The 11819-nt window shown below is 71.0% G+C and carries 8 protein-coding genes; 3 read left to right on the top strand and 5 right to left on the bottom strand.

Annotation, left to right across the window (positions count from 1 at the left end):
• Window positions 1-266: 266 nt before the first annotated feature.
• The gene (locus DA085_RS17740) at window positions 267-1805 is read right to left on the bottom strand and encodes an MDR family MFS transporter (protein WP_237565592.1); all 1539 of its coding nucleotides are present in this window, start codon (window positions 1803-1805) and stop codon (window positions 267-269) included.
• A 285-nt stretch (window positions 1806-2090) separates the two neighbouring features.
• A complete protein-coding gene (locus DA085_RS17735) occupies window positions 2091-2498 on the bottom strand; it encodes a YkvA family protein (protein ID WP_202619300.1) in 408 nt (135 codons plus the stop codon).
• Window positions 2499-2636: 138 nt separating this feature from the next.
• Between DA085_RS17735 and DA085_RS17730 the strand changes: the two genes are divergently transcribed.
• Genes DA085_RS17730 through DA085_RS17720 form a run of 3 tightly spaced genes read left to right on the top strand, consistent with a single transcriptional unit; the run spans window position 2637 to window position 4956 of the window.
• On the top strand, window positions 2637-3443 hold the full coding sequence (locus tag DA085_RS17730; protein ID WP_109474329.1) for an SDR family NAD(P)-dependent oxidoreductase: 807 nt from the start codon (window positions 2637-2639) through the stop codon (window positions 3441-3443).
• Between the two features lie 59 nt (window positions 3444-3502).
• Complete coding sequence (locus DA085_RS17725; RefSeq protein ID WP_109474328.1) at window positions 3503-4027, top strand: SigE family RNA polymerase sigma factor; 525 nt, start codon at window positions 3503-3505, stop codon at window positions 4025-4027.
• Window positions 4027-4956, top strand: a complete 930-nt coding sequence (locus tag DA085_RS17720) for a peptidase M56 family protein (protein ID WP_109474327.1) — start codon at window positions 4027-4029, stop codon at window positions 4954-4956. Before DA085_RS17725 ends, DA085_RS17720 begins: the two co-directional genes overlap by 1 nt.
• Window positions 4957-5101: 145 nt before the next feature.
• On the opposite strand, the gene DA085_RS17715 is transcribed toward DA085_RS17720, so the two are convergent.
• The 3 genes from DA085_RS17715 to hrpA all read right to left on the bottom strand — a co-directional run bounded on the left by DA085_RS17715 (window position 5102) and on the right by hrpA (window position 11619).
• A complete protein-coding gene (locus DA085_RS17715) occupies window positions 5102-7207 on the bottom strand; it encodes a S8 family serine peptidase (RefSeq protein WP_109474326.1) in 2106 nt (701 codons plus the stop codon).
• Between the two features lie 144 nt (window positions 7208-7351).
• Window positions 7352-7543, bottom strand: coding sequence for a hypothetical protein (locus DA085_RS17710; RefSeq protein WP_109474325.1), 192 nt, complete (start codon window positions 7541-7543; stop codon window positions 7352-7354).
• Between the two features lie 65 nt (window positions 7544-7608).
• Window positions 7609-11619, bottom strand: a complete 4011-nt coding sequence (hrpA, locus tag DA085_RS17705) for an ATP-dependent RNA helicase HrpA (protein ID WP_109474324.1) — start codon at window positions 11617-11619, stop codon at window positions 7609-7611.
• Window positions 11620-11819 lie beyond the last annotated feature (200 nt).

The following is an 11819-nucleotide window of genomic DNA, read 5'->3' as shown; positions in this document are numbered from 1 at the left end:
GGAGGTTTGGACCGCCTCGAACGCCTTGTGAGGGAGGTTCGGACCGCCTCGAACGCCACGTTGCCGAGCCCTCACTGAGACGTGCACGGGTTCTACCCGAGATCTCGCGAGATCGTGGGTAGGACCCGTGCACGTGTTGCACCCAGTCGGCTTGCTGAGTGGTCAGTCGGCCGGCTGAGTGGTCCGTCGGCCTGCTGAGTGGTCAGTCGGCCGGCTGAGTGGTCAGTCGACCGGCCGGGCAGGGCCGGTCCGCCGGCTGAGCGAGGTCAGGTGGCCGGGTCGGGGGTGAGCTCGTCCTCGAGTGGCTCCGAGAGCTCGGAGGTCCCTGTCTCCTGCAGCCCCGCCTCGTCCCGGCCCGGCTCCTGCTCACCTGCCTCCTGCTGCGGCAGTCGGTTCGGCATCAGCAGCACCAGCCCGATGACGATCACGGCGGTCACCGCGCCGAAACCGAAGCCCCAGCGCATGCCCTCGACCGTGGCCTCCAGGGGCGCCGTGCCACTGGTGATGAGCCGGTCCGCACGGGCCGTCATGATCGTGATCACGATCGCGGTCCCGAGTGCTCCGGCAACCTGCTGCAGGGTGCCCAGGAGCGAGCTGCCGTGCGAGTACAGGTGGCCCGGGACGTCACCCAGCCCCAGGGTGAAGGTGGGGGTGAACACGCCGGCCAGGCTCACCATCAGCAGCATGTGCGCGGCCAGCAGCTGCCAGTAGGGCGTCTGCGTGTCGATCAGGGTCAGCGATCCCATGGCCAGGGCCACGCCGACCGCGCCGGGGATGATCAGCACGCGACTGCCGAACCGGTCGAAGACCCGACCGACGCGGGGACCCAGCAGGCCCATCGCGATGCCACCCGGCATCACCAGCAGGCCGGCCTCCAGCGCGGAGAGGCCACGCACCTGCTGCAGATAGAGCGGCAGGAGCAGCATCGCGCCGAGCATCGCCATGAAAGCGACCGACAGCAGCAGCACCGCGCGGGTGAAGACCCGGTGCCGGAAGGTGCGCAGGTCCAGGAGCGGGTTGCCGCGACGCTGCAGCTGCAGCTGGCGCAGCACGAAGACGGTGATGGTCACGAGGCTGCCCCCGACCAGCAGCCACGGCAGTGCGCCGAGCCCCTGACCGAACCGGCTGAGCCCGAAGACCAGGCCGCCGAAGCCGAGCGCGGCCACGACGACACTGAACCAGTCGATGCCCACCTGCCGCGGCTCGCCCACGTTGGGTAGCCGGCGCAGCGCCGCGATGGTGACGACCACGGCGATCGGGAGGACGGTGAGGAACATGAGTCGCCACGAACCGAGCCCCAGCAGCAGGCCCGAGACTGCCGGGCCGAGGGCGGGGGCCACCGACATCACGAGCGTCACGTTGCCCATCACGCGGCCGCGGTCACGCTCGGGGACGACCGTCATCAGGGTCGTCATGAGCAGGGGCATCATGATCGCGGTGCCGGACGCCTGGATGATCCGTGCCACGAGCAGCACCGGGTATGCCGGGGCCGCCGCGGCCAGCACCGTGCCGACGATGAAGATCGTCATCGCGGTCGCGAACGCGGCGCGGGTCGTGACCCGCTGCAGGAACCAGCCGGTCACGGGGATGACTGCGGCCATCGTCAGCAGGAAGGCGGTCGACAGCCACTGGGCAGCGGCCTCGTCGATGTCCAGCCCCTCCATGAGCTGCGGGATCGCGTTCATCATGATCGTCTCGTTGAGGATCACGACGAACGCGGCGGCCACCAGCCACAGCACGACGGCCGGGGTGCGGCCCGCCTCGGCGGGTGCGTGGCTGGCCGCGGCCGGCATGCGCGTAGACATAGGGGATTCTCCGTCACGGGGTGAAGGTGTGTGGCTCACGGACGTTGAGACCGTGGCGGGCCGCCTGACTCATCGGCGACCCTTCGATGGTGCACTCCGGCCCGGAGAAACGGCAACCGATTTTGCCGTGGCACGGGCCGGAATGGCCGCTCTGCCCAGGGGGTCGGAGCCACGGCAGATCGCTCCAGCTCGGCAGGACAACGAACCCCGGGAGGCCGAGACGGGTGACTGAGTCACCCAGCGACTCAGTCACCCGTCTCCGAGTGGTCGCCCCCTGCGGGCACGTCAGATGACGTCGTAGTGCGGCGGCTGGTGCGGGCCGGAGCGGTAGACCTGCCCCGGGATGGCGTCACCGTTGCGCTCCCAGTCCAGGAAGTCGTCGGTCGCGTTGATGATCGTCACCGCGAGCCAGCCCACGACAAGCGCGTCGTCCCCGATCCCGGCCAGGAACAGCATCGCCTCCGGCATCAGGTCGATCGGGCTGACTACATAGCCCACCGCGGCCAGCATCATCAGCAGCTTGGACGTGTCGACACCGGTGTACTTCCTGGTCAGCACGGCGCGGGCCATCCGCGGCAGCGCCGCCAGACGCTCGGACAGGCCGGGCGCGCCGGGGCGGCTGGCGGATCGGATCGCGGAGGCGACACCCATCAGGGCGCCCCAGCGGAGGGGTCGGCGTGCGGCTGCGGCCATGTTCGGCTCCGTTCGTCCGGGCGCGAGGATGCGCCTGTCGTGCTCGAAGGTTCCTAACGAACAGCCTCGCACGAGGATTCCCCGACAGCCCCGGCACCGCCAGAAATCGTCCGACAGCGGCAGAAATAGACTGTGCCGATGGACGAGCGCAGCGGCAGAGGAGTTCTGGTCACGGGGGCGTCACGAGGCGTGGGGGCGGCGACGGCCAGGGAGTTCGCCGAGCGCGGGGACCGGGTCGTCGTGCACTACCGGGGCTCCGAGGACAGGGCCCGCGAGGTGCTCGCATCCCTGCCGGGAGACGGGCACGGTCTGGTGCGGGCCGACCTCGCCTCGCCGGAGGAGACACAGGCGCTGGCGGAGGAGGCCATCGAGATCCTGGGGCGCGTCGACGTCCTGGTGAACAACGCCGCGCTCTTCCTCGACCCGGCCGCCGGCGGGAGCAGACGCGGGGACCACCACGTCACGGAGACCGACTACGACAGCTGGGTGAGGGCCTGGCGGACCACCCTGGAGACCAACCTGATGGGGCCGGCCAACCTGACCTTCTGCGTGGCCCGTCACATGCTGGCCGTGTCACCGGCCCCCGGCCACTCCGTGGGTCGCGTCGTCAACGTGGGCTCGCGCGGCGCCTACCGCGGGGAGCCGGCTGTCCCGGCCTATGGCGCGAGCAAGGCCGGGCTGCACGCCTTCGGCCAGTCGATGGCGGTGGCCCTCGCGCCGCACGGGATCGGCGTGGTGTCGATCGCTCCCGGTTTCATCGCCACGGACATGGCGGGCAGCCTGCTCGAGGGCCCCTCGGGGGACGCGATCCGGGCGCAGAGCCCGTTCGGGCGGGTGGCCACGGCGCCAGAGGTGGCCAGCGCCATCTGTGCCCTGGCCGAGCCGGGCGCCGAGTGGGTCTCCGGAGCCGTCGTCGACTTCAATGGCGCGAGTCACCTGCGCTGACCAGAGGCAACCAATCGCGGGGCCCAGCCGGTTAACTGGTCAGAGGCAAGGAGGCCCGCATGCGTGAGCCGGACGGATTCCGGGAGTTCGTGGTCGGGCGGTCACCGTCCCTGCTGCGGACCGCCTGGATGCTGACCGGCGATGCCGAGGGCGCCGAGGACCTCCTGCAGACGGCCCTGGCCCGCACCTGGCCGCACTGGTCGCGGGTCAGCCAGGGCCACCCCGAGGCCTACGTCCGCCAGGTCATGGTGCACACCAACGCCAGCTGGCGGGCGCGCTTCTGGACCCGCGAGAAGGCGACGGATCTCACCGCGGCGGGTGTCGGCATACCGACGCAGGCGTATGCCGACACGGACCTGAGCGGGCCCGTCACCGACCGAGTCGTGCTGGCAGAGGCACTGGCCCAGCTCTCCGTGCGGCAACGGCAGGCCGTGGTGCTGCGCTACTTCGACGACCTGTCGGTCGAGGCGGTGGCACAGATCATGGGCTGCTCCGCCGGCACCGTGAAGAGCCAGACCGCCAAGGCTCTGGTCCGGCTGCGTCAGGCCATCGGTCAGGACACGCTCGTTCAGGAGGACTTGTGATGGACACCGAACGGATCATCAGCCGGCTGCGGGAGCTGCCCCCGGACCTGCCCGAGCCCGACGACCGGTTCGAGCAGATCGCTGGTCGTGTCCGGCGCAGGCGGCGACAGCAGACGACCATGGCTGCCGCCGCCGGCGTGGCGGTGCTCGCGCTCGCAGTGCCGGTGGCCAACGGGCTGCTGCCCGAGTCTGCTGTCGGCCCGGCCGGAGGGGTGCTCGCGACCAGCAGTGCGACAGGCAACGCCGGTGACCCACCCCAGGTGCGGCCCGGCGGGGACCGGGTGACCCACCTCAGCGAGCCGCTCACAGCCACGCACACCGGCACCGCGACCGTGCAGCTCGGTGAGCGACCCGACGGGGCCAACGGTGTGGCGGTGTGGCTCGACTGCCTGAGTGCCGGCGAGTTCATCTATCCGGACGGCGCGAGCACGATCTGCGAGGTCCCCGAGGACCAGCTCCTACCCCCAGAGGACTTCGCCGGTGCCGCCTATGTGATCGGTCTGGCGAGCACCCGGGACACGATCGAGATCGAGGCGACCGAGGGATCCTCGTGGCAGATCACAACCAGCTATGTGAGCTCAACCGAGACGGAGTGGGGTGTCAACGCCAAGGGTGAGACCTATGGCGTCCAGAACGAGAACGGCGAGCCCGACCTCATCGCCGTGACCGCCACCAACGGTGAGTTCGGCTACGCCTACGTGGCTGACATGAACGCCGCGTATGGGCCGGAGCCGACCTCTCCGGAGCACGCCTACCGGATGCAGGAGGAGCGGGAGGGTCAGACGGTCAGCATCCCGGTCTATGAGTCCGACGGCGAGACGGTGGTCGGCGAGTTCGTCCTCGGGGATGCCACCGGCGGCGAAGGTGACAGCGCCACCGCCACCGTGGGCGTCGGCGACCTCTCCACGTCCACCGCCACGGCTCCGTGACGGCCCAGTCACGCGTCCGGCTCCCGTGCCCACCCATTGTGAGGGAGATCCGGACCGCCTCCTGCGCCTCGTGAGGGAGGTTCGGAACGCCTGAGGGTGGCCCCGGAGACCCGGGACCACCCTCAGTGACGGTGCTGCTCAGACGTCAGTTGCCCGTCGAGTAGTGGAACGGCACCAAGAAGGTCTCGTTCCCGTCGGTGATCGTCAGATCACCCTCGGCAGTGGTGGCACCGCGGACGCTGAGGCCCACCGTGAACGTCGCCGTGCCGGAGGCCGGCAGGTCCACCGTCGCGGGGAAGGACAGGTTGGCGTCCCCGCCCGACAGCGACAGGGTCTTCGCCGTGTCCGTCAGGTTGGTGACGGTGACGGTGATCGCCTTGTTCACCGGCTTGTTGCCGTTGGTCACGCCGAAGCTGAGCGACATCGGGTCGAACGTGGTCGTGGCCGCGGAGGCCCGCTCCAGGTCGATCCGGCCGCCGCCGCGCTCCATCACCGAGGCCAGCGTGCCACCGACCTCGTCGGCCCAGACCTGGCGCTCCGCGTTGTTGCCGAGCAGCGACTTCACGTCTGACGCGTCGAGGTCCGGGTTCTGCGCCAGCAGCAAGGCGGCGGACCCGGCGACGTGCGGCGTGGCCATCGAGGTGCCCTGGAACATCGCCCAGCCGAGGTTCTCCGGGGCCGCCTCGTCGAACACCGAGGAGTAGATGTTCACACCCGGCGCCACGACGTCCGGCTTGATGTTGCCCAGGAACGGACCGGGACCGCGGGAGCTGAAGCCGGCCATGATGTCCGCGTTGTCGGTCAGGACCTCGGTCGGGCTGGACCCGTCGATGGTGACCGTGCTCGGCAGGCTCGCGGTCAGCGTCGCACCGTCCTCCTGGCTGACCATGACTGCCGGGATGGTGCCCTCACCACCCATCGCGATCGGGTCACCCCCGACGTTGTTGGCCATCACCACACCGATGGCGCCGGCCGCCGCAGCGGTGGCCACCTTGTCGGAGAAGGCACAGGACCCGCGGCTGATCAGCACAACCGCACCCGTCACATCGGCCTCCGGCGTGCTGCCCACACAGGCAAGCGGGTCCGCGGTGTTCCAGTTCAGGAACGGCGCATCAGTCACCGGCGAGGCCGCGAACGGGTCGAAGTCGCCGACCGCCGCACCGAAAGTGCCTCCGGGCGTGACCACGTTGACGCCGACGTAGTGGGCGTTGGTGGTCGCGCCCACGGTCAGGGCGTCGACGGCGTTGCCCGGCGACTCGACCGTGCTCGCGCCCGGCCCGGAGTTGCCGGCCGCGACGACCGGCACGACGCCGGCTGCGGCGGTCGCGTTGATGGCGTCGGCCAGGTAGTCGTGCGGGCCCTGGACCGTGCCGCCCAGGCTGAGGTTGACCACGTCCATGCCGTCATTGACCGCGTCCTCCAGCGCGCGGGCGATGTCGTGGCTGAACGCGCTGCCGCCGAAGGCGACATAGCCGCCACCGAAGCCGGGGAACACGTTGTAGTCGTGCAGGTTGACGCCGGGTGCGACGCCGCTGATCGTGCCCTGGACCGGACCACCGGGGTCGACCGCCGCGAGGTCGGTGACACAGCCGCCGACCGTGCCGGCGACGTGGGTGCCGTGGTTGATGACGATGTCGATGCCCGGACCGGACGTGCCGGAGGCGTAGGTCTTGTGCGGGATCTCGTCCTTGCAGGCGAAGAACGGGTGGTCATCGCGGATGCCGGAGTCGACGATGCCGACGTCGATGCCCTCACCCGCCCCGGCCTGACCGCCCAGCTGCTCCCAGACGGCGGGGGCGTTGATGATGTCGGTGCTGACGTTCATCGTGGGCTGGTAGGTCCAGCTCGGGCTCGCCGAGGCGACCTTGGCGTGCTTGGAGAGGGAGGTGAGGCTGGCGCCGTTGAGCTTGACCGCCACGCCGTTGAGGACGGTGTCGTACTCGCCCACCACCTCGACACCCGGGAGCTTCTGCGCCACGAACGCCTTGTAGTTCGCGTGCTCGTTGGCCAGGAAGCGCTCGTAGGCCCGGTAGGCCGGGCTGCTCGGGTCGAGTCGGCCGTGCACGGGTCTCGTGGCCGGTATGCCGTTCGTGCCGCCCGCGTAGGTGGCCAGCGGAGCGTCCTTGAACGTCACGATGGCGTAGTCGGTCCCGGTGTCGGTGTCCTGGGCCTGTGGCGGTGCGGCGAGGGCCACGGCCGGCGCGGCGATCACCGCCACCAGAGAGGCCCCTGCCAACAGCTTGCGATACATCGTTGTACCTCTTTCTGACGCGGCCAGGGAGGCAGCGGGAGTGCTGCGTGCCGCACCACCGCCCAACGTAAACCAGGCGATGAGTCACGCACCAGGGTCCGGGAGCAGAAATCCTGGCGGGACCCCGAACCGCTCCTGACGGGGTCAGCGCTGCTGCTTCTCCCACCGCTCCGGCAGGTTGTTCCACCCGCAGACCGGGCAGACCTGGAACTCGGGGTGCTCGTGCCGCTCGGTGGGGGCGAGCGCGGCCTGCACCTCGTCGATCACGGCCCTCAGGAGGGTCCTCTTCTGACACCGGGGACAGACGTCGCTGTCCGTCGTGCTCTCGTCGGCCATCTGCCGAGCATGGCACCGTTCGGGCGGCCAAGGAATCCCCTCCGGACGCCCCAGGAGCGGCCAGGCTACGAGGACAGGTCCTCCGCCCGGTCCATGGCGGCATAGATCCGCTTGGGGGACACCGGCTGCGGTGTGCCGAGGCGCTGGGCGAACAGGCTGACGCGCAGCTCCTGCAGCATCCACCGGATCTCCACCACGTCCTCGTCCGCTCGACGGTGCGGTGGGAGACTGGCCAGGAACTCGGCATACTCCCCCTCGACCGTGTGCACCGTGGCCATCCGGTCACGGTCCCTGGCCAGGTCCTGCGCGCCCTTCTCCAGCCGCTCGGCCATCCCGGCCAGGTAGCGCCGCAGGTGCGGCAGCCGTCGGTACCCGGTGTCGGCGACGAAGCCCGGCCGGATGAGGTCGTCGAGCTGCCGGCGCAGGTCGGTGGCCAGGTCCGCAGCCGCCGGGGCGGTGAGCCGCTGCAACCCCAGCGACACCTCCCGGGCGGTGTCCAGGACCGGCGCCAGGCTCTCCACGATCTGCAGCACCCGGGGCACGGCCTGCTGCCTGACGGTCGCCAGCGCCCGGTCGAAGTCCTCCGCGGAGCGCACCCGCGCACCCGGCTGCTCCGCCACCACCGAGTCGACGGCGCAGGCCAGGGCGTCCTCCAGCAGCAGCGGCACCGACCCGTGCGGGTTGTGCCCCAGCGACAGCTTCTGCTGGTTGGTGAGCAGCGCCAGCAACCGCTTCCACGGCGGGGTGGTGTTGAGCAGCAGCAGCCGGCGCACCCCGACCCGGGTGGCCCGGTCGCGCTCGGAGGCGGTGCCGAGGACCTGCACGTCGACGGCCCGACCGGTGTCGACCAGCGCGGGATAGCCCACCACCGTCCTGCTGCCCACCTGCTGCTCGAAGGTCTCGGGCAGTATGCCGATCGCCTCGGTCCACGAGGTCAGTCCGGTCCGCTCGATGCTGGCTGCCGCACGGGCCATGGTGGTGCGCACCTGAGGGGCGAGCTGCGCCTGCAGCGCGGCCAGGTCCTTGCCCTCGCCCAGCAGCTCGACCCGGGTGCGACCGCGCCCCTTGCGGGCCGCGGGCCGCGCGGCCCGCTCGACGGCGAAGGTGACCCGCAGGTGGTCGGGCACCCGGTCCGGGTCGAAGTCGGCGGCGGCCACGGGCACGATGCGGCGGGAGTTCAGCTCGGCCGCGAGGGCCTCGACGAAGGTCTCCTGCTCGTCGCGCGACTCCCCGATCGCGGCCAGGGCCTGCCGCGCGTGGTCGGGCGCGGGGACGAAGTTGCGGCGGATGTCCTTGGGCAGCGACTTGACCAGCGCGGTCGCCAGCTCCTCGCGCAGCCCCGGCACCTGCCAGTCGAAGCCGTCGGGCCGCAGCCGGTTGAGGACCTCGATCGGGACGTGCACCGTCACGCCGTCCGCCGCAGACCCGGGCTCGAACTGGTAGGTGACGGTGAGCTCCAGCTCGCCCTGGCGCCAGGTGCCCGGGTAGTCCCGGTCGCTGACGAGCGAGGCGTCGTCGCTGACCAGGAGGTCCTCAGTGAAGGTCAGCAGCTGGGCGTCCGCACGGCGTGCCGACTTCCACCAGGTGTCGAAGTGCGCCCCGGAGACCACCTCCTGCGGGATCCTGGCGTCGTAGAACTCCACCAGCGTCTCGTCGTCGACGAGGATGTCGCGGCGCCGGGCCCGCGCCTCGAGCTCGCTGAGCTCGCGGATGAGCCGGCGGTTGGCGTGGAAGAAGTCGTGCCGGGTGTCCCAGTCACCCTCGACCAGTCCGTGCCGGATGAACAGGTCGCGGGCCACCTCGGGGTCGATCCGCCCGTAGGCCACCGTCCGGTCCGCGACCAGCGGCACGCCGTAGAGCGTGACCCGCTCCGTCGCCACAGCGGAGGCCCGGCTGCGGGACCAGCGCGGCTCGGAGTAGGACCGCCTGACCAGGTGCGCGGCCGAGCGTTCCACCCACGCCGGGTCGGTCGGGGCGTTCACCCGCGCCCAGAGCCGGGTCGTCTCGACCAGCTCGGCCGTCATCACCCAGTCGGGGTTCTTGCGGTGCAGCACCGAGCCGGGCTGGATGACGAAGCGCGCCCCCCGCGCCCCGACATACTCCCGCTTGTCCCGGTCGTAGAGACCCACGTGCGACAGCAGACCGGCCAGCAGGGACTGGTGCACCTGGTCGGCGTTCGCCTCGTTGGAGTTCGGCTGCAGGCCCAGGGACTTGGTCGCCGCCTTGAGCTGGGTGTGCAGGTCCTGCCACTCACGGACCCGCAGGTAGTGGAGGTACTCGCGCTTGCAGAGCCGCCGGAACGCGCTGCCCGACAGCGCCCTCTGCTGCTCCTGCAGGTAGCGCCAGAGGTTGAGCAGGGTCAGGAAGTCGGAGTCCTCGTGCTTGAACCGCGCGTGGGACTGGTCCGCCTGCGCCTGGGCGTCCGCCGGTCGCTCGCGGGGGTCCTGCATGGACAGCGCGGAGACGATGACCCGGACCTCACGCAGCGCTCCGTTGCGCTCGGCCTCGATCACCATCCGCGCGAGCCTCGGGTCCACGGGCAGCGCCACGATCGCGCGACCGTAGGGTGTGATCCGCTTGCGCGGCAGGTGGGCCGGCGCCTCCGGGTCGATCGCCTGGAGCTCGTCCAGCAGCCGCACGCCGTCGGCGACCTGGCGGGAGTCGGGCGGCTCCAGGAACGGGAAGCGCGCGATGTCCCCCAGCCCGAGGTTGGTCATCTGGAGGATGACGGAGGCCAGGTTGGTGCGCAGGATCTCCGGCTCGGTGAACTCCGGGCGCGCCTGGAAGTCCTCCTCGGAGTAGAGCCTGATCGCGATGCCGTCGGCCAGGCGCCCGCACCGGCCGGAGCGCTGGTTGGCGCTGGCCTGGCTGATCGGCTCGATGGGGAGCCGCTGCACCTTGAGCCGCTGGGAGTAACGGGAGATGCGGGCGGTGCCGGTGTCGATGACGTAGCGGATGCCCGGCACGGTCAGCGACGTCTCGGCGACGTTGGTGGACACCACGATCCGGCGCCCGGAGTGCCCGGCGAAGACCCGGTGCTGCTCCGCCGCCGAGAGGCGCCCGTAGAGCGGCAGCACCTCGGTGCCCGGCAGGTTCATGCCGTCGAGGGCGTCGGCGACGTCGCGGATCTCCCGCTCCCCGGAGCAGAACACGAGGATGTCGGCCGGTCCCCCACCCGGGTCCTCGGTCCATAGCTCCTCGACCGCCTCGCAGACACCGGTGACCTGGTCGATCTCGACGTCCCTGGCCACCCCGTCCTTGCCCGGCGGCGCGGGGCGCGTCAGCGGGCGGTAGCGGACCTCGACCGGATAGCTGCGGCCGGTGACCTCCACGACGGGAGCGGGCCGGCCGTCGGCGTCGGCGAAGTGCTCGGAGAAGCGCTGCACGTCGATGGTGGCCGAGGTGATGATCACCTTCAGTTCGGGCCGCCTGGGCAGCAATTGCCTGAGGTAGCCGAGGATGAAGTCGATGTTGAGGCTGCGCTCGTGCGCCTCGTCGATGATCAGGGTGTCGTACCGGCGCAGGTCGCGGTCGCGCTGCAGCTCGGAGAGCAGGATGCCGTCGGTCATCACCTTGACGAGCGTGTCCCGGGTGGACCTGTCGGTGAACCGCACCTGGTAACCGACCGTGCTGCCGAGCTCGACGCCGAGCTCCTCGCTGATCCGCTCGGCCACCGAGCGGGCAGCGATCCGGCGCGGCTGGGTGTGCCCGATGGTCCCCTCGATGCCGCGTCCCAGCTCCAGACAGATCTTCGGCAGCTGGGTCGTCTTGCCCGAGCCGGTCTCTCCCGCCACGATGACCACCTGGTGGTCGCGGACCGCCTCGGCGATGTCGGCGCGGCGCTCGACGACCGGCAGCTCGGGCGGGTAGCTGATCCGCGCCGGCAGCATCGCCCGACGCGCCTCCGCCCGCTGCGCCCTGTGCTCCGGGTTGGGCTCCTGGCGCGGACGCCGTCGCTCCGGGCGGGAGCGGCGGCCGCGCCCCGGCGCGCCGTCACGCTGCCGGGGGCCCCCGCCGGCTGGAGCGTCCTGCTGGTCGCGGGCACGCCGGGGTGGGGTGGCGTGCTCGGAGGGCATGGGAGACATCGTCACAAATCGCCGCCCGAATTGCACACCGGTTGATGGGTGGACGACGACCTGGCGGCTGCGACGGGGTCGCACGCTCAGGCCGACGGCGGCACGTGCACGGGAACTACCCGCAGATCTCGAGATCCTTGGGTAGTCCCCGGGCACGTGTCAGGGGCGCTGGCTGGTTCCCGTGCACGTGTCAGGGGCGC

This window comes from Ornithinimicrobium cavernae (assembly GCF_003121625.1).
Taxonomy (GTDB): Bacteria; Actinomycetota; Actinomycetes; order Actinomycetales; family Dermatophilaceae; genus Ornithinicoccus; species Ornithinicoccus cavernae.
The sequence above is the reverse complement of the archived record's forward strand: the minus strand, read 5'-3'. Positions and strand labels throughout refer to the sequence as shown.